The sequence below is a fragment of the Alteromonas sp. IB21 genome, assembly GCF_016405965.1.
GTDB lineage: Bacteria > Pseudomonadota > Gammaproteobacteria > Enterobacterales > Alteromonadaceae > Alteromonas.
Genome location: NZ_JAEFCD010000008.1, coordinates 76,349 through 102,931, shown reverse-complemented (window position 1 = coordinate 102,931; position 26,583 = coordinate 76,349). Strand labels below are relative to the sequence as shown.

Here is a 26,583-nt window from a genome sequence, read left to right as displayed (position 1 = left end):
TGTAACGACAAAGCCAGCGTCATGAAGTGACATCAGTACGCTGGCTTCAGTTTGTGTTTTTTGCTTTCGCATCCACTTCAACCGCGCGTGGAAGCTTATAAGCAAATGCTCATTCAGACTTAATACCATGAAATGTACAGTGCAGCACAGGCAAAATAAGCAGTGTCAGCACTGTCGCAACGGTTAATCCAAATACAATGACGACCGCCATTGATGCGAAGAACGCATCTGAAAATAGCGGGATCATACCTAAAATAGTGGTAATGGCCGCCATCGAGACGGGGCGTACACGGGATACTGACGCGGTAACAACTGCTTCAAACGCGCCGCTATCGCCCTTAGCCTGCACATTTATTTCTTCCATTAATACGATGCCGTTTTTGAGCACCATACCAATAAGGCTTAAGCTGCCTAGCAGTGCCATAAAGGTAAAAGGCGCACCAACCAACACTAAGCCGCCAATGATGCCGATAGTGGTAAGGGGAATAACGCCCCAAATGGCTAACGCTTGGCGAAGCCTGCCAAAGAGGAGTACCGTAATGATAAACATGCCTAGTATACCCATTGGCATGCTTGCGAAGAGGGCGCTTTGTGCATCGCGGGATGTTTCGTATTCGCCGCCCCATTCAATGCGGTAACCGTCAGGCAGCTTAAGTTCTTCCACTAAAGGGCGAACTTTAGCTTGCACGCTAGCTGCGGTCTCGCCCGATAAGGGCATGGGTTCGGCATAAACCGCGAGCATACGCACTCGGTTACGGCGCTTGATAATGGGGTTATCAAGAGACACATCAACGTTACTGATCACGTCGGCCATGCTGATGTATTTACCTTGTTCTTGGCTCCATACGTTAAGCGAGGCAAGATTATCGATATCATAACGTTGGTTTGGATCGTTGCGCATCACGATTGGGATCAAATCGCTACCTTCGCGATAAAGCCCAACCGTTTCACCCTCGTTGTTAAGTAGAAATGCAGTGTGAACAGCATCGCGTGTAACGCCAATACGTCGGGCTTGCTCTTCTAAAAATACAGGTTCGACAAAAGGGACTTTATTGCTCCACGACAGGCGCACGCTGTCCATGGTTTTTTCAGCTTGAAATATGGCTTCAATGTCGCTGCTGATTTCACGTAAAACCTCAGGCTCAGGCCCGTATATTCTTGCTTCAATCGCCGCTTTTGCAGATGGACCTACTTGAAGCGCTTTTACTTTGTACTGAACGTTAGGGAAGTCTTCACGCACTAACTCAATGATTTCTCGCATACGCGCATCGCGAGACTCTACCGTATTTGTCTCAATAATGAGCTGACCATAACTGGCATATCTATCCTCAGGTGCATAGGTAAGAGTAAGCCGCTGTGCACCACCGCCTATTACGCTTGTTACATTGGCGATGTCCTTCATGTCTAACACTTTGGACTCTAAGCGTCGTATTGACTGCTCGGTGGTTAAAATATCGCTACCTTCAGGCAACCATAAATCAACAAAGAAAAGCGGAGTTGACGAATCTGGAAAGAACGCGTTTTTCACGAATTTGCCTGATGCCATGCTGCCAACTAACGCAACAAGTACCAGCGCGATAGTAATGTAGCGGTGATTAATCGCAGCAGTCAGTACACGCTTGTATACCGTGAAAATAATGCCCTTGTATGGGTCTTCATCACTAGCGCCACGCTCTTTTTCAGTTTTAAACAGCAAGTCGAAAAAGAAGGGGGTAATCGTTAGCGCGGTGATCCAGCTTAAGAAAAGCGAGAAGCACAGGACCCAGAAGAGGGAGCCAACGAATTCCCCCGTGGCATCTGGCGATAGACCAATAGGGGCAAACGCCGTTATGGCAATGACAGTCGCACCTAAAAGCGGCAAACCGTTTTGCGAAACTACGTCTTTGGCTGCTTGAAGTTTAGTTTGCCCTTTTCTAACCCCAATTAACATGCCTTCCGTTACTACAATGGCGTTATCCACTAACATGCCTAAGGCAATAATAAGCGCACCAAGTGATATTTTCTGTAACTCAATGCCTTTTACAGACATCAAAATAAAGGTGCCAAGGATGGTTAAAACTAAAATAAGGCCCATCAGCACGCCACTGCGCCACCCCATGAAAAGCAGTAATACAAAAATAACGATGGCCACTGCTTCCACAAGATTGATGAGGAAGCCAGTAACAGAATCGTCTACCACGGTTGGCTGGTTATATACGGTGTTTAGCGTCATCCCTAATGGCATACGCTGCTCGAGTTCCGCAATCTTAGTATCTAATCGCTTACCTACATCAACCACGTTTACTGCTGAAGCGAATGAAACACCGATAGATAGGGCGAGTGTGCCTGAACTGTGATAAAGAAGAGATGGCGTGTCGTTGAGTTTTCGCTCAATGGTCGCGATATCTGTTAAGCGAATAAGGCCACTTGCAGGTGAGCCAATCACTACCTGGCCCAAGGCGTCTAAGTTGTTAAACTCGCCGGTTGGCTGAATGGACAGGCGTTTACCCTGTACTTTTATTGAACCCGCATTGCCTACCACGTTCTGCGCGGTTAAAAGCCCAGCAATTGACTCAGCCGATACGTTAAGGGCTTTCATTTTATCGTGATCTATCGAAACAGTAATTTGCTCGTTAACCGTGCCTGCAATAGAGACTTTTTTTATCCCTTCAACCAGCTGTATTTCACGCTGCATTAAATCGGCAAAGTCTTCCATTTGCTCAAGCGAATAATCTTCACTTTTTAAAGTAAGTAATAAACCAAATACATCGCCAAAGTCGTCGTTCACGATGGAGGTACTCGTCCCTGGAGGCAGCGACGCTTGTGCATCTCCAACTTTGCGGCGCAAATTGTCCCAATACTGTTCTAAATCTTTTGCCTGAACACCGCTTTTAAGCTCAACAGTGATCTGTGAAAGACCTACCATGTTGACTGAACTGATGCGCTTAACATTAGGTATCCGCTGAATAGCTTTTTCAAGTTGCAGCGTGACTTCCTCTTCAACCTGTTCAGGTGTCGCGCCCGGATATTGCGTAATAACAAGGGCATTTCGAATAGTGAACTCTGGAAATTCAAGCTGACCTAAGCCTAAAAAGGTAACTACGCCGCCCACACCCAAAATGATGGCGACCATCCAGCTAATAACCTTTTGACGAAAAAAATACTCGACCATGATTTACAGGCCTCCTTCTTTCGTCCACTCCGTAACAGCCTGGCCCTCTTTAACGAGGTGAGCACCAGCGGCGACGATTTTATCGTCATCGTTTAGCGGACCTTCCACCAATAAGCCATTAGAAATGCCGCGGGTTATCATCACTTCAACGGCTTCAACCGTTCCCTTTCTGCTGTTGTTATTGTCGGGTTTAAAACGCCATACTATTGCTTTATCTGGCTCTGCGTTATCGGTAACCACTGCGCCAAAAGGCACCAGCCATAGTTTTGTATCAGACTCGATAAGCTTAGACATGTCCAATAACACGGTTGCACTCATACCCGATAATACGTTGATGTCGTCAGGCTCAGGCAGAGTAATGGTGACTTCGTAGCTAAGTTCGCCTTGTCGTGTGGTGCTTTCGTGATCTTTGTACATGGCCGGATAGCGGTTTTCTGGCATGCCGGAGAATGTAACCCACGCCATCTCTGATGCACTGTTTTCTCTTGCGCGAGAGCGGTCAATCATACGCATTTTTTGTTCTGGCAACTGAAACGTCACGTCAATAGCGCCGGGCAAGTGAAGCTCAGCAATGGTTTGTTGAGGCACAATGACCTGATAGTTTTCCACGGGCACTGACGCAATGAGACCGGCGAATGGAGCGCGAAGTTCAGTGTAGCTTAACTGGTCCTGTGCATTGGTAAGGCTGGCTTTAGCGGCCAAAAAGTTTGCTTTGGCTTCATCAAAGGTAGAGCGGCTTACCGCCCCTTTTTCAACCGAGGCCTCCATGCGTTCAAACATGGCTGAAGTCACGTCAAACTGAGATTGTGCTGTAGCAAGTTGGGCTTTGGCGTCTCTGTCATCAAGTCGCGCTATGAGCTGATTTTCCTTAACCTCTTCGCCCGCTTTTACGTTGAGTTCTTGAAGCTTTCCGCCAATACGAAATGAAAGATTTGAATATTCCGCAGCTTCCACTTGGCCGGGGAATTTAGCGATAGTTTCGTCTGAATGTTTTACGTTATAAAGGGTTACCGGTGTCGAGGAAGCCGCTTTAGGCGGGGTTGGCGCATCTTGACAGGCACTCAATCCTGCAAGGGCTAAGAAAGCAATCACAGCGGGTATGGCTAGGCTGCGACAACGGCTTTTTTCAGACAACATGGTACTCTCCATTCAAATAAATTACGTTTGCTTCAGCTGCATTTCTCGAAGGGATATTAATGTGTATCGATCAATCCCTGTTCAATCCACGCAAGCGAGTAATAGACGATACACGCTGCGCTATTTGTACATACAGGTTATAGCGTTATTTTCCCAATTCGATCAGGTGAAAATTAACTTTTATTCACAGCTTCGATATTTTCGTTATTTTCAATTTGCCTTTACGTTCTAACAATTCTCTCTTAACGCCCTTCAGTGTCATCCGGCTTTTCATCTGGCGCACGCTTCTCCGCATAACCTTCAGGCGGAGGTGTCCAGCCACGCATCCTAGAATGTTTGTCGTGTAAGTTTGCTTTGAGGGCTTTTTCGATAAGTGATTCAAGCTCAATAAAGAGTTTAAGGTAGTTGTTATCAACTCGTTCACCGCTGGCATCGTCTGCCCAGGCATGATAAAGCACGTCATTTTGCTGAGACTCGATATTTTTATAAGCCATTTTTTGACGCTCAACATGAAAAGGGTGAATGTTGAGAGAACGCAAAGCTTCAGCGCCCATTTCCAGCGCACTATGATAGGTTTCTGATACCACATAGTCTGCACCGAGTTGACGCAGTCGATAACCGTGACCACGGTCGAAGGCGCGGGCAAGGACTTTTACATTCGGGTAAGCATGTTTGGCGTATTTCACCATCTCTGCTGCCGTTTCCCGGTCATCAATAGCAATCACTAATAAAGCGGACTCGTGCGCTCCTGCGGTATGTAAGATATCGGGTTTAGATGCATCGCCAAAAAACGCTTTGGTACCAATACGACGAATAAGGTCTATTTGCTCAGAACGAATATCGAGTACAACGGTTTTGACATCGTTTGCAACGAGCAGACGGTTGATTATTTGACCGAAGCGTCCTATCCCAGCAATAACAACGGTACCTTTTTCATCAATCTCATCGTCAGAGCGCGTTGACTTCGCATTTTTATAGCGGGGAATAATCGCCTTATCAAACAAAATGAAGAGCCCGGGCGTTAAGAACATAGAGATGGCGACAACCAACGAAAGGATCGAAATGATATCACTGGGTAGCACGTAATTTTGAGAAGCAAAACTGAGTAAAACAAAGCCAAATTCCCCGGCTTGAGCAAGACTCAGTGTAAACAGCCACTTGTTGGTGCCTTCAATCTTAAAGATTAGTGCAACGATAAAAAGTACAATGGCTTTAGATAACATTACCGCTATTGTTAACCCTGCTATCAACATGGGGTTTTCAGAAAGCACAGAAAAATTGATGCCGGCTCCAACGGTTATGAAGAAAAGCCCCAGTAACAACCCTTTAAATGGTTCTATATTGGCTTCCAGTTCATGTCGGAACTCACTGTTAGCGAGTACTACACCCGCTAAAAAAGCCCCAAGGGCAGGTGATAAGCCAACAAGCCCCATTAACGCCGCAATGCCGATAATGAGCATAAGGGCAGTGGCGGTAAATATTTCCCGTAAGCCCGAAGCCGCAACATACTTGAAAAGTGGGCGGCTTAAGTAATGAGCGCCAATAGTGAGAAATGCGACAGACCCGATAATAACAAGCCCCGAGGCCCACGGGGCAAGCCCTTCAACCAGATTAAAACTGTCGTGGGAGCTAGCGTTACCTCCATGTTCAGTGCCTGCGTTTATCAGTTCGGGAATGGCAAGGAGCGGAATAAACGCGAGCATGGGAATAACCGCAATATCTTGAAACAATAAGACGGAGAAGGCGCTTTTACCCCCTTCAGTCTTTTGAAGCCCTTTTTCTTGAAGTGTTTGTAAGACAATAGCGGTTGAAGAAAGGGCAAAAATAAGGCCAATGGTGAGCGAAATACCGAATGGCTGGTGCAACCACATGGCTGTTGCGGTGATGAGGGCTGTTGTCAGACCTAATTGCAAGCCGCCTAAGCCAACCAACTTAGACTTCATCGCCCAGAGAGAGCGCGGTTCAAGCTCAAGACCCACCAGAAAAAGCATCATTACAACGCCAAATTCAGCAAAGTGTTGAATGGCGACCGTTTCATCGCCAACAAGGCCGAATATTGGGCCTATAACGAGCCCTGCAATGAGATAACCTAATACAGACCCTAATCCAAGGCGTTTCGCAATGGGTACGGCTATTACAGCGGCAACCAGGTAGATAAATGCGTATAAAAAATAGCCCGTCACGTTATTCTCCCTGCGAGGTACAAAGGTCAGCAAGATTTTCGATATGCTGTGCTTTTTCTATATCAAGGCTATTGGTTGTCAGTTTATTCAATAGGGTGGTCCACTTGCCCCTATGCTCATAAACTCGCGCCTCTTCTTGAGCGGTTCTAGAGCCGAAAAGTGCAAACGGAGCAACATAGGTCATTTGCGTGATCTGAGTCATTTGTTCGAGGGGTTGAAGCAATTGCCTTATCGTGTAGTGATTAAAACCATCGCTTTGATAGGCTTCTTCTTTTCCGCCAGCGCTAAGCGCGCAGAGAAATATTTTGTCTTTAAGTGCGGTGCCTTCATGGCCGTAAGCAAAACCATATTCTAACACCAAATCCTGCCACTCTTTCAAAATGGATGGCGTTGAGTACCAGTAAAGGGGAAAAAGAAATACGATCACATCGTGATCGATTAAGCGCTGCTGTTCTCGCTCAATATCAATATTAAAGTCGGGATATTCTGCATATAAATCGACGGCTGTGACGTGCCTGTTTAATTTGGCCTCGTGAAAAAGGGGAACATTCACCTCAGATTCAGTCTGTGCAGGGTGGGCAAAAAGCACGAGGACCTTTTTACTGCGTTTTGTCTCTTCAATAGTACTTTTGTCGCTCATAAACTGCACTCGATATTATTCAACTTAAACGGCCTAGTTTACCGGCCTTGTACGTACGCCAAAGAACGAAACCTTTTGGTGTCTTAATACTATTATCCACATGCAACACAATATTTAGAGCAATAGTGAATGTCTTTTTCTACAAAGTTATAAGATTACTAAAAGTAATTAGGTTGAAAAAAGTAACCTAGTATCCATTATTCAGTTAACGATACATCGACGTCTTAGACAGAACGGTATTTTTTCACCTTTATGAGGACTGTTAGTTTTTCTTAAACATTAAAACGATACAATCTCTGAGAACAGTATAACCATGAAAATGACACTTAAAACACTCACACTTACATTACCTTTAATTTTTTCACTTTTAATTTTTTCGCTTTTCGCGCCTAAAAGTTACGCTTTATCGCAAGGAAGCGAGTTAAAAGCCGGTGCGGCAGTTTGGAACCTATTCGACGATGCCGACCGCTATGCCATTCACGTCGCTTATATCCATAAGCCTCTAGCGCAATTTTATGATTTAAGACCGACGGTACTTTTAATTAATGCAGATCAAGGTCAGCACTATTTTGCAGCGGGCATTGCCAAAGATATTTACCGATACAAGGATTTTTCAATTCGCGCTGCGTTTCACGCAGGTATCGTTGATGAATCTGAAAACTTAGGTGATACCGTCGAGTTTTATTCTTCAATTGCTGGGCTGTATAACGTTTCCGAATTATTGTCATTTGAAGCTGAGATTGGGCATATTTCTAACGGTGGCTTAGGGGATAGAAACCCAGGTTCTGAATCTTTCGTTTTAAGTGCGCACTATCATTTCTAAACTGATCTTCTCGCTTCGCGTAGCTCAAAAAAAACAACCCGCGATTTCGCGGGTTGTTTGATTTACATTCTAGGTACATTGTCTAAAGCACATTGACCGCAGTAAATTGCCAGAAACGCAAAATGCGTGACCGTACCAGTAACATGTTAGGCACTAAGCGCCTCAGTAACATGGGAAGATAACATAGGAAGGTGACGCAAACGCACCCCCACAGCCTGATAAACCGCGTTACCCACAGCAGGTGCGACACCTATAACACCAGGCTCACCTAAGCCCACCGGGAACTCGTCGCTTTCAACGAATTCGATATCCATTTCAGGTACATCTTTCATTCGAAGCGGTTGATAGGTGGTAAGGTTTTTCTTCGCAACATAACCGTTCTTTATTTCGTTATGCTCGAACAGTGCTAGGCTAGTGCCCCATAGTAAAGAGCCTTCCATTTGTGCCATAGCACCATCTGGGTGAACCACGATACCAGCATCAGCCACAACCCAAAGTTTTTTAAGTGTGATTTTGCCCGACGCCTTATCGACATGGACGTGGGCAGCGGTAGCTAACCAAGCAGGCATAGTACGCTCTTGCCCTGCGGTGACGCTATAGCCAATGCCTTCGTTCTCAGCTAGCTTTACATTTGCGGTCTTGCTCTTAAGGATTTCAAGGGTGTTGGCCAACCGTTTAGCTCCGCCAACACTTTCAGGCGCTTTGCCTGCTTGTTTACCTTTACCATCAAGCATGGCAAGTCTGAAATCGACAGGGTTTTGCTTAGCCTCATGAGCCACTTCATCGATAAAGCTTTCCAGTCCCCACACTATCCATCCTTGGCCCACTGAACGTAGCCAGCCGGGAGTGAAGGTGTTTTGCGCTACTTTGTTATTAATAACCCGTGCTCTGTGATGCTCCATACTATACCAGTGGTCTGCGCCGGAAGCTGAAAACGGGTCTACTTTTCCTTTTCCATCCACGCCGTCGGGCATGAAGCTAGGTGCCATAGCGAGAGTCGGCCAGCCAGCGGCTAGCGCATGTTCCATTCCTAAAAACTTGCCAGACTCATCAAAAGCAGCGTTAAAGAGCGATGTAGACGCAGATCTCGGTTGGTCGAACATTGCGTCGTCAGGCCGCATAAACAACATTTTCACAGGTTGACCTGCCGCTTTCGCTGTAAGTACTGTAGGAATAATCCAGTCGCCAAAAAGACGGCGACCAAAGCCACCCCCTAAGTAATATTGATGAATCACAACCTCAGAATCAGAGACACCTGCCGCCTTGGCAACGGCCGGTAGCGTAAGGCCCTGCCACTGATTTCCCGTGTGAATATGCCACTTTCCGTCTTTAAACTCGGCAACGGCGTTTACGGGTTCAAGTTGAAAGTGACTAGCAGTGGATGTGGTGTACATAGCCTCGATAGTATTCGCCGCTTTTTGTTGCGCTTCTACAATATTACCCTCATCGACGAAAAGTGTACCCTCATTACGGTCTCTACAAATTCGCTCGCCTTCTTTTTGAATATCAGCTTCATTGACGTTAACTGTTTTACCGGCGTTGTATGTCACCTTAACCATGTCCACGGCTTTAATAGCAGTAGGGTAATCGCTGGCGAGAATAGCTACCCACCCCTCAACAGTATTCGATGGGTCAGACAACACTTTATAGCCTTTATAGCCAGGCAGTGATTTAGCTTGGCTGTCGTCTACATTCGTTACCGTGCTTCCATATCGCGTAGGCGGAAGGATAGGGCGAGCGTAGAGCATATTGTCGACTTCAACATCAATACCATACACTGCAGTTCCATCGGTTTTAGGTGGGATATCCAGCGCTTTATAATCGTTACCTATGCCAATAAGGTGCTTCTTATTGCCAGGCTTGATTGGTAACGCCGACAACTCATCCGCTGAAAATGTCTTGTCAATATTTCCTTTAGCAACAATATCGCCGTAGCTTATCTTCTTGCTGCCGGACACGATAAACCCTGATTTTGCTTCGCAGCTAGATTCTGGAACACCAAGCAGTTCTGCGCCCGCGCGAACTAACACTTGCCGGCCGGCAGCGCCAGCTTGAGACATGGGTTTATAGGTTTGAAAAACTGACCAAGAGCCGCCTGTGACCATATAGCCCCACTTCGGATCTGTATCAACGTGAACAATAGCAACTTTATTCCAGTCACATTCCAGTTCGTCAGCTAAGATTCGAGCGATGGCTGTGCCAACATGCTGGCCCATTTCTGCTTTAGCAATGTTCACTGTAACTTTGCCGGTGGTGTCCATTTCAAACCATACATTAGGCGCAAAGGTTTTTGATGCTAGCGCTTCTTTTGCAGATAACAAAGAAGGGAGGGCTGAAGCACCAAAAGCCATGAGTAATGAGGTTTTCACCGACCCTACCATAAAAGAGCGGCGAGAAAGGCTAACCATGTCTTTCTTTTCTTTAGAAATATCTCTTATGCTCATGCGTTTTCACCTTCTTTCGGTGCGTTTGGATCAAAATATTCTACAGAAGAGGTTGCGGCGCGTTTTATCGCTTTTTTTATTCGAGTGTAGGCCATGCAGCGACAGTAATTTGAATTCATATGGTTGACAATTTCTTCGTCTGTCGGATTAGGATTGCTTTTAAGAAGGGTTGCAGCCTGCATAATTTGACCAGATTGGCAGTAACCACATTGGGGAACCTGCTCTTCGACCCAAGCAGACTGAAGTGGGTGCTCACCATTCAAGCTTTCTATGGTACTGACTTCTTTGCCATTGGCCGCGGAAACCGGATATGAGCATGAACGAATTGCGTTACCATCAATATGAACAGTGCAAACTCCGCACATGGCAACGCCACACCCAAACTTCGTCCCTTTAAGCCCAAATTCGTCTCGTATTACCCATACGAGTGGGGTATCTGCGGCAGCATCCGTCTGCACTTTATTTCCATTCAATATAAATTCAATCATGATCGTTATTACCGAGAAGTTAGAGTTAAAGGCAGTCTCACCAAGATAGGTTTGATTAGCCCGCTTGGCATACCAAATTACTACAGCGCTTAATGCTAAATTTTTCGTTGTTACCTGTGTTTATTAACAAACGACGCCGGTTTACGGCAAAGCTTGGCTTCAAAATTAAAATGATGTATTGGAGACCGTTACTCTCAAAGCTTTTGAAAAGATCTATTTTCGATGCTTGTGAGGGTTTCAAAGCTTATAAAAAATCTGTGTACTATGGCTTTAAGTTGCTTATCAGGCATGCACCTTTTTAAAAAATACAAGACTAAAAAGCGAAAGGAGTTAGCCTTTGGGTTAGCTTTTAAGCATGGTATAGTTTAGTAACCTTGTTTAATTTAGCAATCAGTATACTTTTGGTTACTGGTCGCTCTTTTAAAGGACATGAATGAAAACTGAGATCAAAACAGATGCCAAGGGTAAAAAAACGGTACTAAATACGTGTACTGAACCCTGTGCTATTGAGCGTGGAATGCGGTTAATAGGTGGAAAGTGGACAGGCTCAATCATCTATCATCTTAAAGATGAACCGGTTCGCTTTAACGACTTGTGCCGAATGCTTGGTGGCGCAAGCCGTAAAATGATCGATCAGCGCCTAAAAGAACTTGAAAACAATGGAATGGTTTTGCGCAGCGTTATTGATACCCGACCCATTGCTGTCACTTATAGTCTTACTGAATTTGGTCGCTCCGCGTTAGACATACTCGAACAGCTTCGCGTGTGGTCTGAAAGTCACTCAGATAATTAAAACGAGTGCCTATGCGGTGCGTTCGTGATGCACCGCTTCTTTTAGTCGTGCTTCAAAGGGCAGATTCTATAAAACGTATCTAAGCCTTTTTCTTAGGGACATTTTTTAGCGGAAAAATAAAACTAATCTATAATTAGTTATACGAAAGTATAATCCGTGATCACATTGTGTGACCACTCACTTAAGAGGCGATGGAATGCAGCCACGTAAAGGGGACTGGCCCCATGTTTGAAAAGACTTTTCACTTCTGTCCTGTGGGGTTAGCCCACGTCAGTGTGGACGGAAGCTTTATACGTGTAAACAAAAGGCTTTGCGATTTCTTAGGGTACGCAGAACATGAGCTTACAACGCTTACTTTTCAAGAGTTAACCGCTCCAGAATATTTAGGTGAAGATTTAGATTACCTTGAAAATTTGTTAAAAGGGAATATCGACAATTATTCGCTTGAAAAGCGATACATAAGACGAGATGGAGAGCACGTTTGGGCGAAGCTTACCGTTTCTCTTATCAGAGACAAAAATAACAACCCCGATTACTTCATTTCTGTTGTAGAAGATATCGACGATAAAAAGCGTATTCAGTCAGAGCTTTTTCAAGTTGATGCGCTGTTTAGCAAAATAGTCAGTGCTTTTTCAGACAGAACGTTCATATGGGTGGCCACGCCTGATCTCAGCAAAATGCAGTACGTTAATGAGGGTTATGAGAACATTTATGGTCGTAATGAGTATGAACTGTACTGTCATCCAATGCGATTCCTCGATTATGTCCACGATGACGACAAAGCCAGAGTATTAAACGTATTCAACCGTCGCCCACTTCAAAATTGGGATATTCAATATCGGATCTATGACTCGAAAGGTGAAATAAAGTACCTTCATGATAGAGGAAGTCTTATTTTCGATGATAGAGAAAGAGAATCCCGTATTCTGGGTACGGCAGATGATATCACGCGAGAGAAAGTTCAACAGCAAGCGCTAATGAGTGCTGTAACCAAGCTAGAGCACCTTTCAAAAACTGACTCCCTCACAGGGCTGGCCAACAGACGAGAAATTTTTAGTCAGTTAAGTGATGAGATAGCGCGAATGGATAGAGGTCAACAAACCTCCACCCTTGTGTATATAGACCTTAATAAATTTAAAGAAATAAACGATAAGTACGGTCACAAACTTGGAGATAAGGCCTTAGTCACATTCTCAGAGTCAATGAGCCAGCTACTAAGGGATAGTGACCGGTTTGGCCGTATTGGTGGCGATGAGTTCGTTATTTTGCTCTATGGAACAAGTGGGAAGGAAGCAGAAGCATTTTTTGAACGAGCTGCACAGTGCAAGTTTCAAATAAAGGTAAGCGAAAGCGAAGTTGTCCCTATCGAATATAGCGTGGGGTGGGTCGAGTGGCATGAAGATATAACTTCGGTTCAGGAGTGGTTAGACCGAGCTGACGAGGAAATGTATGGAAAAAAGCACTGTCGGCAAGCCGAAATAATAATTGATAAAGCGGTATAGGTAAGTAGAGCGTACCTACACCGCTTTTCGGTGAGCCTATCGTTTCTGTGCAAACCATTTAGCGATGTCCTGACGCTCGGCATCAGTCATCTGGGTTTTGTTTAAAAACGGCATATCCTTGGTCACCGTGGTTCTGCGAACCAGCTGCGGTGCAAACCGCTCAATGTCTTCCCATGTATCGAGCACCACGCCCAATGGGGCGACTTTGAAGATATCATCCGTTGGCGTTCGTGAATGACAGCTCACACAGTGTGTTGCTACCAAACTCGCCACCCTCTCATCACTAACCACCATGCTAGTGTGTGAGTCACCGTTTTCATTACTCATTCCATCTCGATTAGATGAGGTATGCATTGCATCGAGCTCAGCATTATTTGGCGAATGGGCAGTGTCATGACCAAACGTTGTCTCTAAAGAAGATTGCGGCCAAGACACCCACAGTGCTATCGCGAGCATCGCTGCTGCACCAGAAACTAAAATACTTGGTTTAGTGGTGCCCACGTGACGCAAATTAAAGAAATGTCTTATCCACGCAGCTGTCGCCATGATGGCAATAAGTACCAGCCAGTTTTGTGGATGCTGGTAAGTCATGGGATAGTGATTGGAAATCATGATAAAAAGCAGGGGTAAGGTGAAATAGTTATTATGCACCGAGCGCAATTTAGCGCTTGCTCCCCAGCTTGGGTCAATGTCTTTTTTATCTGCTACAGCTGCCACCATCTTGCGCTGGTTCGGCATAATATTAAAAAACACGTTACCAGCCATAATAGTGCCGATAAGTGCACCAACGTGGATATAGGCGCCGCGACCGCTAAACCACTGAGTAGACAGGTAGCTAACAACGCAAATAAGCGCAACTAATCCAATGCCGAAGGCGAGTGGGTATTTTGCCAATGGACTACGACAGGCAAGCTCATACAAGGCTAGACCACCAAAGATTAACCCTAACCCCAAAGATATTGCCGTGGCTGGCGACATGGCATTGACCGATGGGTCTATAAGGTAGGCGCTGGCTCCAAAGTAGTAAACGATAATAAGAAGGGCGAAGCCCGATAGCCAAGTCGTATAGGCTTCCCACTTAAACCAATGCAGGGTCTCTGGCATTTTCTCTGGGCCATAAGCGTACTTGGCGACTTCGTAAAATCCTCCGCCATGAATAGCCCATAAATCGCCTTTGATCCCCTTGTCTTGCTTCCACTTTGGTGGCGTACGTAAGTTATTGTCCAGCCAAATAAAGTAAAACGACGCGCCAATCCACGCCACACCTGCGATGACGTGAAACCAACGTACAAATAAACTAATCCAATCTAGCCACGGCATTATTATTCTCCTTATTTAGGGTATAAAGCCCTACTGTAGCCTGTTACTTTAATCTTCTTTTTTATAGCGGCAGGTTCCGTTTATCCACGTTTGGTCGATAGCACGGTCGTCACCTAAAATACTCAACGCAAAAAATACGTCATCAAACTCAGCGTCTTCTTTTATTCTTAAGCGCGTCAATTCATCGAACCTCGGCTCAACAACAATAAAGTCGGCAGTAGACCCTGGATTTAAATTGCCTATTTCATGATCAAGGGCATGAGCCACGGCGGCACCTTGAGTCATCAGATAAAATCCTTCTAACGGGCTGATGGGCTCATTACGTAATTGACTGACCTTATAAGCGTCGCCATAGGTTTTGAACATATTAAATGTAGTGCCCGCGCCCACATCGGTAGCCATAGCAACATGAACATTATTGGCCCGTGCCGCGGTCATATCAAAAAGGCCGCTGCCTAAAAATAAGTTCGATGTTGGGCAAAAGGCAATAGTTGCACCACTTTCACCTAATCGCGCCCATTCAGTTGGCGTAAGGTGAATACCGTGTCCGAAAACGGAGCGCTCTCGCACTAAGTTATATTTGTCATAGACATCTAAATAACCATCAGCTTGAGGGAACAAGCTTTTTACCCATGCAATCTCATCTAAATTTTCAGATAAATGCGTTTGAATAAAAACGTCGGAATACTGCTCGGCAAGTTCACCTAGCGCAGCAAGTTGGGCTTCTGTGCTGGTGGGAGCGAAACGAGGGGTTAGTGCATAACGGCTACGGCCTTTGTTGTGCCAAGTTTCTATGAGCTGCGCACTATCTGCTTGTGCAGTTTCAGCGTTGTCGCGAAGCTCGCTAGGACAGTTTCTGTCCATACACACTTTGCCTGCCACAATCGCCATATCAATCTCGCTCGCTGCGCTAAATAGTGCATGGCAGCTTTCCTTATGTACGGTGGTAAAAACAAACCCAGTGGTGGTGCCATTTCTCAATAGCTGGTTTAAGAAAGCTTTGGCTATAGTTGTGGCGTGTGCACTATCTGCAAACTGCATCTCTGTGGGAAACGTGTAGTTTTCGAGCCAGCTCAACAGCTGTTCTCCATAGTGAGCAATGCTCTGGGTTTGAGGATAATGCAGGTGACTGTCTATCAAACCCGGTAATATCCATTTGCCCGAAAAGTCGGACACAGTGGCGGCTGGATAGCGGTCAGCTATTACGTGAAATTCGCCAATGTCTTGTATTTCGTTGTCATTAACTAACAAACCACCGTCTTTAAAAATAGCGATGTCATTGTCGAACTGAGTAGTTTGTTTTGGAAAGTGCGCAATGCTTGCACGAAAAAGCTGCATATATACTAGCTGCCTCTGTAGCTGCTGAACCCAAATGGAGAAATAAGCAGCGGCACATGATAATGGCCGCCATTCTCAGTAAGTTCAAACGTAATATCAATGTGTGGGTAAAAGCTACTGCCGTGGGTTTCAATTAAATAGGGCTTGCAGTGAAAGCGCAGGGTATAAACACCTGCCGGGAAGCCATTATCATTGTTTAGCGCCCAGTTTTTGAAACGACCGTCATTATCCGTTTCACCCGACAGCGTAGTACCGTCTGGCAGCGTTAACGTTAGCGCAATCCCTTTAGCTGGCTTGCCTAATGTGGTGTCGAGAACGTGGCTTGAAAGCGTATTCATATTTTATTCCTTACTTCTATTTTTCTGCGCGTTTAGCTAGCGTGCATTATAAATCTCGTAGCATCACCAAAGATGAGTTAGATACGCTTTATCATTCCAGCGCTTTGTTAATTCGTAACAAGGTTATTTTAAGTTGCTCTGCTGCGGCGTTACGTATTTCTTCTTGGGTTGAGTTAGGCAGGCGCGCCTGCAGCGCTTCTAGCATGGTGTGCGCAGAAAGACCGGTGGCGCAAATAATAAAAATAAATCCGTGTTTATCTAAATAAGCGTGGTTAGCTTCTTTAAGCTGATGCAGTACAGACTCTGATGCACTGGCTGTCCCCGACTGTTCGCCTGCTGCAATGGCTTTAGTGTTGGCAAATTTTTTGCGAAGAGAATCTACATCACCGATCATAGGATGTGCGGTAAATGCCTCTAAATAGTCATCGTGACTGCATTTTGTCCACGCTTCTTTCGCCTGTTCAGTCAGTGCCTCAACATCTTGATAGGGGCGGGCGTTTACCATGTGGTAAATCCATACGTTTGATGCGCAACACTGTTCAAACCATGAAAATGCTTCATCAGCGGTTAATCCGTTTATATCATTCAACGTCACTGATTGTGCTCCTTTTTTCGCTATTGGGTAGCGCCTGTTCTTTGCTTCTACTAACTTTGTTTACGGTGGCAGACTTGCTATTGACCTGGCTTGTTGTGCTGTCAGCGTTTTTTGAAACACCTGCTGATTTCGCCTTGTTACCATGAAGCTTTGCAATAAGTTGGGCAGCAATGGAAACGGCAACTTCAATAGGTTGTTTACCCGGAATGTCGCGATTGCCAATAGGCGTAACGAGTCGTGATAGTGCACGTTCGTCAAATCCTCGCTGCGTAAGCTTTGTGATAAAACGTTTAGCTTTAGTATCTGAGCCTATTAAGCCTACAAATGACAAAGACGGCAGCTTCAGCGCCTGTTCCGTAATGCGATAATCTAGCTGGTGGTCGTGGGTTAATATGACAAGCCAGCTGTTTTCATCAAGATGTCGCACCTCGCTCTCTGGCGCTTGCTCTACCACTTTTAGTACATTGGCCGGGAGTGAGGCTGGGAACAAATCATCGCGACTGTCTATCCAAGATATGCGCACAGGAAGTTGTGCCAAAATCGGCACTAGGGCTTTCGCTACATGGCCTGCGCCAAAAATGGCGATATGCTGTTGATGCACATTGCAAACGTCAAACAGTACTTTCACCGCACCACCGCAACACTGGCCTAACGCGCTGCTTAATGGATAGCTGTGCAGTTCCGTGCATGGCTCGCCTTTGGCCAGAAATTCCCGGGCTCTTGCAATAGCATCAAATTCAAGATGCCCGCCCCCTATAGTGTCAATACTGGTTGAAGCGGTAACCACCATTTTGCTTCCCGGTTCACGGGGGGTCGAGCCTGCAGTACTTACCACTGTAACTAAGACATAGCCTTCGTTGCGCTCTTGGCATTCGGCGATTCCCTCATGCCAGTATCTAGCGCGAAAAGACGTAGCTGCCGTAGACTTCGTCATACGGCACCGCCTCGGCTATCTGCCTGCTGAATAGCAGCAACAGCGTTTAAAACGCGTTCAGGTGTGGCTGGGGTATCCAGTTGCGGGTCAATAGTGTAGCCCGACAAGCTTGAAATCGCGTCTTTCAGAGCGCACCACACTGAAATAGCCAGCATAAATGGGGGTTCACCTACGGCCTTCGAGTGATAGATGCTATCCTCAGCATTTTTTCTGCCAAATAACTTCACGTTAAATTCCTTTGGCGTATCGCCAATGGCTGGAATTTTATAGGTGGCCATGTTTTCGCTAATTAATTTGCCGTTTTCGCTCCACTTTAAGTCTTCTGTGGTAAGCCAGCCCATCCCTTGAATAAATGCGCCTTCTATCTGACCGATATCAATAGCAGGGTTAAGGCTGTTGCCCACATCGTGTATCACGTTCACTTTATCTACCGTGTATTCGCCGGTAAGCGTATCGATAGAGACCTCGCTCATCGACACACCATAAGCAAAGTAGAAAAACGGTCGGCCTTCGCCGGTATCGCGGTTGTACTGAAGCTTAGGTGTTTTGTAAAAGCCGCTTGAAGACAGCGAAACGCGCGCAAAGTACGCCTTTTGAACAAGTTCCGCAAAACCTATGCGGTGTTCACCCAAAATGACATAACCGCTGCTAAATCGTACGTCTTCCGCTTTAGCTTCTTTATCGAGGCTTGTCGCAAAGCATTCAGCTAAACGGGCTTTAAGCGTAATACAGGCATTTTGTACGGCTTTGCCGTTCATATCTGTGCCGCTCGACGCCGCCGTCGGCGATGTGTTGGGCACTTTGTCGGTTCGCGTGGAGGTCACTTCAATCATATCTAGACCTACGCCGAATTCGTTCGCCGCAATTTGGGCTATTTTTGTATGCAGGCCCTGGCCCATTTCCGTGCCGCCATGGTTTACTTGAATACTTCCGTCGGTGTAAATATGAACAAGCGCACCTGCTTGGTTAAGATGTTTAGAAGTAAAGGAAATACCAAATTTAACCGGCGTTAGTGCAAGCCCTTTTTTAATGACCGGACTTTCGCGATTAAACGCGCTAATCGCTTCTCGACGCTGCCAATAGTGAGCACTTTCTTCTAACTCGGTAATCATTTCTGGCAAAAGGTTGTGTTCTATCGCCATACCATAGGGTGTAGTGGTACCTGTTGTAGGGCCATATAAATTACGTTTTCTAACAGAAAGGGGGTCGCTGCCGATAGTACGCGCTATTTTATCCATCATAGCTTCGGCCATGATCATCCCTTGCGGGCCGCCAAAGCCGCGGTAAGCGGTATGCGATACCATATTAGTTTGAAGACGGTGGCCTACTATGTCGCTATTGCCCAAGAAATAGCCGTTATCAACATGAAACATGGCTCTATCTACAATTGCATCAGACAAGTCAGGAGAATGCCCACATATACCGTTAATGGTCATACGGGTAGCCTCAATTTTACCCGTATTGTCGAACGCCACATCAAACGCATTTTCAAAGGGATGGCGCTTTCCTGTTACATGCATATCGGTAAAGCGGGGGAGACGAAGCTTTACCGCGCACTTGTTGCGCGATGCAAGAAGCGCTGCTATGCAGGCCCACTGCGCCGCCTGCGTTTCTTTTCCGCCGAAGCCGCCGCCCATTCTACGCATGTCTACCATTACGCGATGTAACTTAACGTCAAGCACTTCTGCAACCAGCTTTTGAACTTCACTTGGATGCTGACTCGAGGTATATATTTTCATGCGATCTTCTTCATCAGGGATCGCGAGGCTCACTTGACCTTCCAGATACATATGTTCTTGACCGCCAATGCTGAGCGTACCCGATGCTTGATGATTCGCGTTAGCGATGACGTCATCGACGCGCTCAGAGTGTTGGCCGAATCGATGTGATGGGCGCACGAACGTCTGCTGCCGATGTGCTTCATCTGCACTAAGCACTGGCGCGACTTCAGTAACATCAATTTTGCCCTTTAACGCCGCTTGGCGGGCTAACGTGACGGACGTCGCCAAAACAGCAAACACCGGCTGGCCAAAAAACTTAATTTCGCCGTTAGCCAGTAACGGGTCGCCTTCGAATACGGGGCCTATGTCTTTATGACCAGGAACATCGTCAATAGTCACTACATCAACTACGCCTTCGCTCGCGCGCACGGCATCAAGGTTAATGCTATTAACAGTGCCTCTGGCGCACTGGCTTAGACCAACTGCAGCATAGAGCGTACCTTGTGGCTCAATAATATCATCAACGTAGTTGGCAAGGCCTTGTACCTGGCGCTCAGCACTTTCGTGTTTTCTTGACGTGTGAACAACACCTTGAGTCGTATTTTCCGTTGCTGGGAAAGGGGTATTAATTAACTTACGCATGTTGCACCACTCGTGTTTCTATTTTGCTCACCGACTGCTGTTCTAACCAGAAGCGGTGCCATAAGTTGGCTAACACCGTTTTGCGGTACTCAGCGGTGGCGCGCACATCATCGATAGGCGCGAAGGCATCGAACAGTATTTGTTTCCCTAAATTTAAGCATTCTTTGCTCGAAAATTGTTTGCCTACAAGTGCACTTTCAAGCGCGCTGCAGGTTATGGGTGTTGCGGCAACGCCGCCAAAGCCACTGCTTATCGCCTCTACTTTGCCATTTTCAATGGTGACATTAAACACGGCACATACCGCTGAAATATCATCTTCAAATCGCTTAGAAATTTTATAAGCAGCTAAAGTTTGATTAGGTTGTCTTAGGGGAATTTCTATTGCGCTGATCCATTCACCCTGCGCTAATTGCGTTTCTCTATAACCAGTAAAGAACGCGCTAATGGGAAGGGGGCGCACTTCATTGCCATTGTCTAAATGCAGCGTTGCGCCAAGGGCAAGTAAAAGTGGCGGCATATCGCCTATAGGTGAAGCATTCGCTACGTTTCCACCAATGGTTGCCTGATTACGAATAGGTAATGACGCAAAACGAGTAACGAGTTCTGCCACTTGTGGAAAGGCTGCTAACAATTCTGGTGCGACATCACTGAGCGGAAGTGCTGCACCGAAAATAATAGAATGCTCACTTTTGGTGCGTTGTTTAAGTGCATCAACGTGCGTCAGGCTAATTAATGTATCTACTTTTTTAAGCTGCTGTGTGAACTGCAAACTTAGGTCAGTGCTTCCTGCTACTAACTGCGCATCTGGATAGGCGGTGATCAGCGCTTTTAATTCTTCGCGAGAGGACGGTGTATGAATGTTGCCTGTACCCGTTGGGGCAGCGCTCTCAAACGACACTAATGTCGCCAAGGTTTTTTCTTGAGCCGCGGTAAATTTATCATTTGGCGTGTGTTCGCATACAGCCAGTGTGGCGTCGATAATGGGGCGGTAGCCTGTGCATCGACACAAGTTGCCAGATAAAGCGTGTAGTACATCATCTCTATTTGGTTTGCTATCACTATGATATAGCGCAAACATAGACATGATAAAGCCAGGGGTACAAAAACCGCACTGAGATCCATAGTGTTCAACTAAAGCCTGTTGAACAGGATGCAAGTGTTTACTATCGCTTAAATGTTCAACAAATATAAGTTGTTTACCGTGTACTGCACTCATTAAGGTAATGCAGCTGTTCACCGTTCGGTAATGAAGCTTGGTCTCATCGTTGGTAATCACAGGCTCCGCGAGTACCACAGTACATGCGCCGCAATCACCTGCCGCACAGCCTTCTTTAGTGCCTGTTTGTTTGCGATGTTCGCGAATAAATTGCAGAAGGGTGAGGTCGGCTCGCGCTTCATTAATCTCAACGATATCGTTATTTACTAGAAAGCGAATCATACTCACACCTTCTTTCTATGTTCATTCTTGTATCCATTAATATAGCTGTATTTTTTCAATAAAAGTAGACCACATGGTCAATTTTTTGCTTATAAAAAAAGGCCGGGTTATAAAAGGCCAAGATTTTGCACAAATAAGTAGAGGGTAAATAAACGCTTCAGCAACCCTCACTTTTGCATAGTTAATAAAGACGAGGCAAGATTCGTGCAAGGTTTTAAAAAACTGTACAAGTCGAGCTTTAGTATAATAAACACCTTAGTTGAGTGGCGTGTATACTCTGTAGCATCGCATTGTCAATAAATGCTAACCTATCGAAATACGTGCAGCATTTGCTGTACCTGTGTGCTTGCAAGGTAATTTGCAAAGGAATTGAAAGAATAATGATGAAGGTAAAAAGTGTCGACGCTGGCGTAGGCGCTATGAATAGAAAAAAAATACTCCAGGCCGCCGAGAAGTGCTTTGCGCAATTTGGTTTCAAAGGAACTGCCGTTCAAAAGATAGCCGACGAAGCAGGGCTGCCAAAGACCAATGTTTTATATTACTTCAAAACCAAACAAGAACTTTATGTTGCAGTTCTAGAAGAAACCTTGTCACTGTGGAACTCGCGTTTTGATAAAGCCACGGTAGAAGATGACCCGGCAGAGGTATTAGCAAATTACATTGCTGAGAAAATGGAAGTATCGCGAACCCATCCTTTGGCGTCGAAAATTTTCGCGATGGAAATAATTAATGGTGCACAGAATTTAAGTGGGTACTTTGACGAAGAGCACGCACTTTGGATGAACGGGCGACTTGCCGTCATTGATGCCTGGGTTAACGCGGGTAAGCTTCCTCCCATTGAAGGTGAATATTTACTTTACACCATCTGGGCAAGTACTCAGCACTACGCTGATTTTTCTGCGCAAATCACTCGTCTTCGCGGTAAAAAAATGACCAAAGCAGATTTTGAAGACGCCACAAAGCAAGTCGTCAAGCTTGTGCTTGGCGGTTGTGGATTGTCTGTGCCTGACAGTTTCGAGGTGTAGTATGACAGAGTCTGTATATCCCCGCGATCTCGTTGGATATGGCCAACATGTCCCTCATGCAAACTGGCCAGGCGGAGCAAAGATAGCCGTTCAGTTCGTATTAAACTATGAAGAAGGTGGTGAAAACTGTGTGCTTCATGGTGATGAAGCGTCAGAGATTTTCTTATCTGAAATTATTGGTGCACAAGCTTATAAAGATCGCCATTTAAGTATGGAATCAATTTATGAGTACGGCAGCCGCGCTGGATTCTGGCGTTTGCATCGCTTGCTTAATAAATACCAAATTCCTGTTACTGTATTTGGCGTTACCATGGCGATGCAGCGTCACCCGGATGCGGTAAAAGCCATGATGGATTCAGGATGGGAAATTGCTAGCCATGCCATGCGCTGGATACATTACCAAGACATGAGTGAAGAGCAAGAGCGCAAACAAATTGACGATGCGATTATGCTTCACGAGCAGTTAACAGGTGCAAAGCCTGTAGGCTGGTACACTGGAAGAACGAGCCCTAATACGTTAAAACTTATCGCAGAAAGAGACGATATTTTATATTGCGCTGATTCTTACGCTGATGATTTACCCTATTACGACTGCCATTATAGTAAGCCACTGTTGATGGTACCGTACACGTTAGATACCAACGATATGCGGTTTGCAACACCTCAAGGGTTTAATAGTGGGGAGCAATTTTTCGCTTACTTAAAAGATGCGTTCGACGTGCTATATGAAGAAGGGGATGAAGCGCCAAAAATGCTGTCGATTGGCTTGCACAATCGCATTATAGGGCGGCCTGCGCGTTTGGCCGCGCTGAAACGTTTTATCGAATACATCAAATCTCATGATAAGGTATGGATAGCAACGCGAGAGCAAATTGCTCGCCATTGGCTAGCGACTCATCCTAAAGAGGGGAATGACAACCTGCCTGTTTAGCGTTTAAAGTACCCGGATATATTCGAAGTATACTGAACAAACGTTCGCGAGTTCGGCAGGTCGCTTGCGGATTCGCTTTACAAAGGACAAAAATATGAAAACAAAACTAGCCATTATTGCTTTAAGCGCATTAGCCCTGACAGCTTGCTCAAAGCTGACGAAAGAAAATTACGATAAGTTAGAAATGGGGATGACTCAGGACGAAGTTGAAGCCATTTTAGGGTCTGCCGACAACTGTGGCAAAACAATGGGCACTATGGCATGTACGTGGGGCAACGAAGACAGCAAGCATGTGAAGATTGTATTCATGGGCGATAAAGCCGTTACCTTCACGTATGACGGTCTAAAGTAAGCGTGTAGCCTGCTTTAATTACTACGCTTAAAAAGGTGGCCTTGAAGCCACCTTTTTTGTATCCAACGGGCAGGGTTGCGCACGCTATACCCTGTAAACGAAGGTGACTTATTTCAAATCGAGTAGATATCTAAGTAAGAAAACAATAGCTAATCCGTAGGTGAGCGGCGTAACTTCTTTAAATTTGCCTGTTCCAACCTTAATTCCCACGTAGGTTATAAAACCGAGGGCGATACCTTCGCTGATACTGAATGTGAGCGGCATTGCAATGAGTGCCACTGATGCGGTAGCCAGGGCCCCCAGGTCATCAAAATCGACTTGTCGAATAGACTCCATCATCAAGATCCCCACCATAAGCAGGGCGGGGGTCGTCGCCATAAGCGGAATTACCTTCATCAATGGCGTCAAAAAGAGTGATAGTAAAAAGCACACTGAAACCACCACTGCTGTCAGGCCAGTTCTGCCGCCAGCAGAGACCCCAGTAGCGGATTCTACATAACTGGTTACCGGTGATGTGCCCACTATTGCACCTGCAACACTTGCTGAGGCATCGGCGGTCATGGCCGCACCAATTTTAGGCAGTTTGCCCTCAGGCGTTAAAAGGTTCGCTTTGCGAGAGACACCAATTAACGTCCCAATGGTATCGAACATATTGACAAACATAAGTGCAAAAATAAGGTCCCAGGTCTCTGCCAGGTGATCGATAGGATACCAAAAATCCATTGCCATAAAGGTATTTGAAATAGATTCTGGCATGCCTACAACGGCGGCGGGCGTTGCCGTTAATGTGCCGTTTTCTGTTGGTATAAAGGCGCCAATAAGCGTGAGGGTTACAATTGAAATTAAAATAGCGCCAGTTACGCGCTTAACCATCAACACAATGGTAAATATAATACCTACCAAAGCCAGCATTACAGCGGGTTCTGAAAGGTCGCCAAGCTGAACAAAGGTCGCAGGGTTATCAACGATCAGACCTGCATTTTTGAGACCGATAAAAGCGATGAACAAGCCTATTCCGCATTGAACCCCTATTTTTAGCGATGGCGGGATTGATTCTGCGATTTTAGTTCGAACACCCGTAAGTGAGAGAAGTAGAAAGAGAATACCGTTCCAAAACACAATGCCCAACGCGGCTTCCCACGGCACTTCTCGGCCAAGGCAAATAGTAAAGGCAAAAAACGCATTTAACCCCATACCTGGCGCCAGTGCGATAGGGTAGTTTGTCATGAGCGCCATCATTAGCGTGCCAATACAAGCTGCCAATGCTGTAACCGTAATTAATCCCTCAACGGGCATACCGCTGAGCCCTAAAATGCCAGGGTTTACAACAAGTATGTATGACATGGCTGCGAACGTGGTAAGTCCTGCAATAATCTCTGTTCTTACCGTGGTTCCGTGTTCCTGCAGCTTAAATAGCCGCTCAATAACGTTGTTAGACATCAAGAGTTCTCTGTATAGGTTTTACTAAGTGTTTTGTGCATGGAAAGCAATAAACTGACCAGTTAGTCAACTTGTTGGTGCGTTTTGTGCTAACTTACAATGTAGTACAGTGATCAAGTAATAATCACGTGTGACTTAACGTCACTAGCCAGGCAGCCCAGGAGCAGCCATGCGGTTTAGAAACAACAAAAACAATGTTAAAAAAACCGCAAACAAAACCTAAATGAGCAATAGAACTCGTTTACAGATAGCATTAAAGATAAACTAATACGCACTAAACTAATGCGATTGCATCGTTATAGTGCAATTAAGTGAGGGGCCATGTCGCTGTCATCAATAATTAACAATATTCCAAAGGCCGAATTGCATCTGCATATTGAAGGAAGCTTAACGCCTGAACTCATGTGGCGCCTAGCTAAGAAACATAGTGTAACACTACCCTATGCTAACGTGGAAGAGATAGAAGCGGCGTATAACTTTGAAGATTTACAGAGTTTTCTAGATTTATATTACGCAGGGGCAGGGGTGTTAAGAGACGAAGAAGATTTCTTCACCTTGATGTGGGAATATTTATCGCGATGTTTTGATGACAATATCGTTCATACTGAAATCATGTTCGACCCACAAACACACACGGAAAGGGGCATAGGTTTTGACGTCTTCATGTCAGGGTTTCTGCGGGCAATGGCCAAGGCCAAAGAAGAGTATGGTATCAGTAGTTATCTGATTATGTCTTTTCTGCGCCATCTATCTGAAGACGATGCAATTATAACATTGGAAGAGGCTAAGCCTTATCACGAACACATAACGGCCGTGGGATTAGATAGCTCTGAACTCGGCCATCCGCCTTCAAAATTTGAGCGTGTGTTTAAACAAGCAAAATCTCTTGGTTTTAAAATTGTTGCTCACGCTGGAGAGGAAGGACCTGCGTCTTACATCTGGGAAGCCATTGAATTGCTTAATGTTGACCGCATTGATCACGGTGTGCGTTGTCAAGAAGACGATGCATTGATGGCACATTTAAAAGAAAAGCAGATACCGCTTACTGTTTGTCCGCTAAGCAATCTGAAACTTTGTGTGATAAATGATATGAAAGAGCACAATATTATTGAGCTGTTAAATGCAGGATTGCTAGTAACGGTGAATTCGGACGACCCGACTTATTTTGGGGGCTTCCTTAACGATAATTTTAATGCGTTACATCAATCACTGAATTTGGATGAACACACGGTAAGAACCCTCGCCGCCAATAGTTTTAAAGCGAGCTTTTTACCTGAAAATATAAAAACTTATTTTATTGATAGAGTCTTTAACGGGTAAAGAGTCTTCAACGGCTAAAGAGTCTTTA

At 45.5% G+C, this 26,583-nt stretch carries 21 protein-coding genes; 7 read left to right on the top strand and 14 right to left on the bottom strand.

Annotated features, from left to right (window positions below):
• Positions 1-109: 109 nt before the first annotated feature.
• From JC525_RS07615 to JC525_RS07600, 4 genes are all read right to left on the bottom strand, one after another.
• The gene (locus JC525_RS07615; protein WP_198815282.1) at positions 110-3,151 is read right to left on the bottom strand and encodes an efflux RND transporter permease subunit; all 3,042 of its coding nucleotides are present in this window, start codon (positions 3,149-3,151) and stop codon (positions 110-112) included.
• 3 nt (positions 3,152-3,154) lie between these two features.
• The gene (locus JC525_RS07610) at positions 3,155-4,288 is read right to left on the bottom strand and encodes an efflux RND transporter periplasmic adaptor subunit (RefSeq protein ID WP_198815281.1); all 1,134 of its coding nucleotides are present in this window, start codon (positions 4,286-4,288) and stop codon (positions 3,155-3,157) included.
• A 242-nt stretch (positions 4,289-4,530) separates the two neighbouring features.
• The gene (locus JC525_RS07605; protein ID WP_198815280.1) at positions 4,531-6,471 is read right to left on the bottom strand and encodes a monovalent cation:proton antiporter-2 (CPA2) family protein; all 1,941 of its coding nucleotides are present in this window, start codon (positions 6,469-6,471) and stop codon (positions 4,531-4,533) included.
• A gap of 1 nt (position 6,472) precedes the next feature.
• Positions 6,473-7,111: an NAD(P)H-dependent oxidoreductase gene (locus JC525_RS07600; RefSeq protein ID WP_198815279.1), complete on the bottom strand. Its 639-nt coding sequence runs from the start codon at positions 7,109-7,111 to the stop codon at positions 6,473-6,475.
• Positions 7,112-7,424: 313 nt separating this feature from the next.
• Between JC525_RS07600 and JC525_RS07595 the strand changes: the two genes are divergently transcribed.
• Entirely contained in the window at positions 7,425-7,934 is a 510-nt protein-coding gene (locus JC525_RS07595; RefSeq protein WP_198815278.1) for an acyloxyacyl hydrolase, read from the top strand.
• Positions 7,935-8,080: 146 nt separating this feature from the next.
• Here JC525_RS07595 and JC525_RS07590 read toward each other — a convergent pair whose 3' ends face one another.
• Together JC525_RS07590 and JC525_RS07585 are read right to left on the bottom strand one after the other, a co-directional pair.
• Positions 8,081-10,378 (bottom strand): xanthine dehydrogenase family protein molybdopterin-binding subunit, encoded by a 2,298-nt coding sequence (locus tag JC525_RS07590; protein ID WP_198815277.1) that lies wholly within the window; start codon positions 10,376-10,378, stop codon positions 8,081-8,083.
• Positions 10,375-10,866 (bottom strand): (2Fe-2S)-binding protein, encoded by a 492-nt coding sequence (locus tag JC525_RS07585; protein ID WP_198815276.1) that lies wholly within the window; start codon positions 10,864-10,866, stop codon positions 10,375-10,377. Before JC525_RS07585 ends, JC525_RS07590 begins: the two co-directional genes overlap by 4 nt.
• A 433-nt stretch (positions 10,867-11,299) precedes the next feature.
• Between JC525_RS07585 and JC525_RS07580 the strand changes: the two genes are divergently transcribed.
• Both JC525_RS07580 and JC525_RS07575 read left to right on the top strand, forming a co-directional pair.
• Positions 11,300-11,659, top strand: coding sequence for a winged helix-turn-helix transcriptional regulator (locus JC525_RS07580; protein WP_105930922.1), 360 nt, complete (start codon positions 11,300-11,302; stop codon positions 11,657-11,659).
• 224 nt (positions 11,660-11,883) lie between these two features.
• A complete protein-coding gene (locus tag JC525_RS07575; RefSeq protein WP_198815275.1) occupies positions 11,884-13,161 on the top strand; it encodes a diguanylate cyclase in 1,278 nt (425 codons plus the stop codon).
• A gap of 36 nt (positions 13,162-13,197) precedes the next feature.
• On the opposite strand, the gene JC525_RS07570 is transcribed toward JC525_RS07575, so the two are convergent.
• From JC525_RS07570 to xdhA, 7 genes are all read right to left on the bottom strand, one after another.
• The gene (locus tag JC525_RS07570) at positions 13,198-14,481 is read right to left on the bottom strand and encodes a urate hydroxylase PuuD (RefSeq protein ID WP_198815274.1); all 1,284 of its coding nucleotides are present in this window, start codon (positions 14,479-14,481) and stop codon (positions 13,198-13,200) included.
• A 48-nt stretch (positions 14,482-14,529) separates the two neighbouring features.
• Complete coding sequence (gene guaD / locus JC525_RS07565; RefSeq protein WP_198815273.1) at positions 14,530-15,819, bottom strand: guanine deaminase; 1,290 nt, start codon at positions 15,817-15,819, stop codon at positions 14,530-14,532.
• A gap of 5 nt (positions 15,820-15,824) precedes the next feature.
• Positions 15,825-16,157, bottom strand: a complete 333-nt coding sequence (gene uraH, locus JC525_RS07560) for a hydroxyisourate hydrolase (RefSeq protein ID WP_198815272.1) — start codon at positions 16,155-16,157, stop codon at positions 15,825-15,827.
• Positions 16,158-16,248: 91 nt separating this feature from the next.
• Positions 16,249-16,752 carry a 2-oxo-4-hydroxy-4-carboxy-5-ureidoimidazoline decarboxylase gene (uraD, locus tag JC525_RS07555; protein WP_198815271.1) on the bottom strand — a complete coding sequence of 168 codons (504 nt, stop codon included), beginning with the start codon at positions 16,750-16,752 and terminating at the stop codon, positions 16,249-16,251.
• On the bottom strand, positions 16,739-17,686 hold the full coding sequence (gene xdhC, locus JC525_RS07550; protein ID WP_233095045.1) for a xanthine dehydrogenase accessory protein XdhC: 948 nt from the start codon (positions 17,684-17,686) through the stop codon (positions 16,739-16,741). The genes uraD and xdhC overlap by 14 nt, the downstream gene beginning before the upstream one ends.
• Complete coding sequence (xdhB, locus tag JC525_RS07545; protein ID WP_198815270.1) at positions 17,683-20,049, bottom strand: xanthine dehydrogenase molybdopterin binding subunit; 2,367 nt, start codon at positions 20,047-20,049, stop codon at positions 17,683-17,685. The genes xdhC and xdhB overlap by 4 nt, the downstream gene beginning before the upstream one ends.
• Positions 20,042-21,487 (bottom strand): xanthine dehydrogenase small subunit, encoded by a 1,446-nt coding sequence (gene xdhA, locus JC525_RS07540; RefSeq protein WP_198815269.1) that lies wholly within the window; start codon positions 21,485-21,487, stop codon positions 20,042-20,044. Before xdhA ends, xdhB begins: the two co-directional genes overlap by 8 nt.
• Positions 21,488-21,867: 380 nt before the next feature.
• On the opposite strand from xdhA, the gene JC525_RS07535 reads away from it, so the two are divergent.
• The 3 genes from JC525_RS07535 (at position 21,868) to bamE (ending at position 23,795) form a co-directional block, all read left to right on the top strand.
• Positions 21,868-22,512 (top strand): TetR family transcriptional regulator C-terminal domain-containing protein, encoded by a 645-nt coding sequence (locus tag JC525_RS07535; protein ID WP_198815268.1) that lies wholly within the window; start codon positions 21,868-21,870, stop codon positions 22,510-22,512.
• Position 22,513: 1 nt separating this feature from the next.
• Complete coding sequence (gene puuE / locus JC525_RS07530; RefSeq protein WP_198815267.1) at positions 22,514-23,443, top strand: allantoinase PuuE; 930 nt, start codon at positions 22,514-22,516, stop codon at positions 23,441-23,443.
• Positions 23,444-23,537: 94 nt separating this feature from the next.
• Positions 23,538-23,795 (top strand): outer membrane protein assembly factor BamE domain-containing protein, encoded by a 258-nt coding sequence (bamE, locus tag JC525_RS07525; RefSeq protein ID WP_105930933.1) that lies wholly within the window; start codon positions 23,538-23,540, stop codon positions 23,793-23,795.
• A 108-nt stretch (positions 23,796-23,903) separates the two neighbouring features.
• Here the strand turns inward: bamE and JC525_RS07520 are convergent, their stop codons facing one another.
• A complete protein-coding gene (locus JC525_RS07520; protein WP_198815266.1) occupies positions 23,904-25,235 on the bottom strand; it encodes an NCS2 family permease in 1,332 nt (443 codons plus the stop codon).
• A gap of 321 nt (positions 25,236-25,556) precedes the next feature.
• On the opposite strand from JC525_RS07520, the gene JC525_RS07515 reads away from it, so the two are divergent.
• A complete protein-coding gene (locus JC525_RS07515; RefSeq protein ID WP_198815265.1) occupies positions 25,557-26,555 on the top strand; it encodes an adenosine deaminase in 999 nt (332 codons plus the stop codon).
• The last annotated feature ends 28 nt before the right edge of the window (positions 26,556-26,583 follow it).

What these genes read in the sequence shown, in the direction of transcription:
- JC525_RS07615 (WP_198815282.1), bottom strand. Translation starts at nt 3,151, where the DNA reads ATGGTCGAGTATTTTTTTCGTCAAAAGGTTATTAGCTGGATGGTCGCC.
- JC525_RS07610 (WP_198815281.1), bottom strand. Translation starts at nt 4,288, where the DNA reads ATGTTGTCTGAAAAAAGCCGTTGTCGCAGCCTAGCCATACCCGCTGTG.
- JC525_RS07600 (WP_198815279.1), bottom strand. Translation starts at nt 7,111, where the DNA reads ATGAGCGACAAAAGTACTATTGAAGAGACAAAACGCAGTAAAAAGGTC.
- JC525_RS07595 (WP_198815278.1), top strand. Translation starts at nt 7,425, where the DNA reads ATGAAAATGACACTTAAAACACTCACACTTACATTACCTTTAATTTTT.
- JC525_RS07590 (WP_198815277.1), bottom strand. Translation starts at nt 10,378, where the DNA reads ATGAGCATAAGAGATATTTCTAAAGAAAAGAAAGACATGGTTAGCCTT.
- JC525_RS07585 (WP_198815276.1), bottom strand. Translation starts at nt 10,866, where the DNA reads ATGATTGAATTTATATTGAATGGAAATAAAGTGCAGACGGATGCTGCC.
- JC525_RS07580 (WP_105930922.1), top strand. Translation starts at nt 11,300, where the DNA reads ATGAAAACTGAGATCAAAACAGATGCCAAGGGTAAAAAAACGGTACTA.
- JC525_RS07575 (WP_198815275.1), top strand. Translation starts at nt 11,884, where the DNA reads ATGTTTGAAAAGACTTTTCACTTCTGTCCTGTGGGGTTAGCCCACGTC.
- JC525_RS07570 (WP_198815274.1), bottom strand. Translation starts at nt 14,481, where the DNA reads ATGCCGTGGCTAGATTGGATTAGTTTATTTGTACGTTGGTTTCACGTC.
- guaD (WP_198815273.1), bottom strand. Translation starts at nt 15,819, where the DNA reads ATGCAGCTTTTTCGTGCAAGCATTGCGCACTTTCCAAAACAAACTACT.
- uraH (WP_198815272.1), bottom strand. Translation starts at nt 16,157, where the DNA reads ATGAATACGCTTTCAAGCCACGTTCTCGACACCACATTAGGCAAGCCA.
- xdhC (WP_233095045.1), bottom strand. Translation starts at nt 17,686, where the DNA reads ATGACGAAGTCTACGGCAGCTACGTCTTTTCGCGCTAGATACTGGCAT.
- xdhB (WP_198815270.1), bottom strand. Translation starts at nt 20,049, where the DNA reads ATGCGTAAGTTAATTAATACCCCTTTCCCAGCAACGGAAAATACGACT.
- xdhA (WP_198815269.1), bottom strand. Translation starts at nt 21,487, where the DNA reads ATGATTCGCTTTCTAGTAAATAACGATATCGTTGAGATTAATGAAGCG.
- JC525_RS07535 (WP_198815268.1), top strand. Translation starts at nt 21,868, where the DNA reads ATGATGAAGGTAAAAAGTGTCGACGCTGGCGTAGGCGCTATGAATAGA.
- puuE (WP_198815267.1), top strand. Translation starts at nt 22,514, where the DNA reads ATGACAGAGTCTGTATATCCCCGCGATCTCGTTGGATATGGCCAACAT.
- bamE (WP_105930933.1), top strand. Translation starts at nt 23,538, where the DNA reads ATGAAAACAAAACTAGCCATTATTGCTTTAAGCGCATTAGCCCTGACA.
- JC525_RS07520 (WP_198815266.1), bottom strand. Translation starts at nt 25,235, where the DNA reads ATGTCTAACAACGTTATTGAGCGGCTATTTAAGCTGCAGGAACACGGA.
- JC525_RS07515 (WP_198815265.1), top strand. Translation starts at nt 25,557, where the DNA reads ATGTCGCTGTCATCAATAATTAACAATATTCCAAAGGCCGAATTGCAT.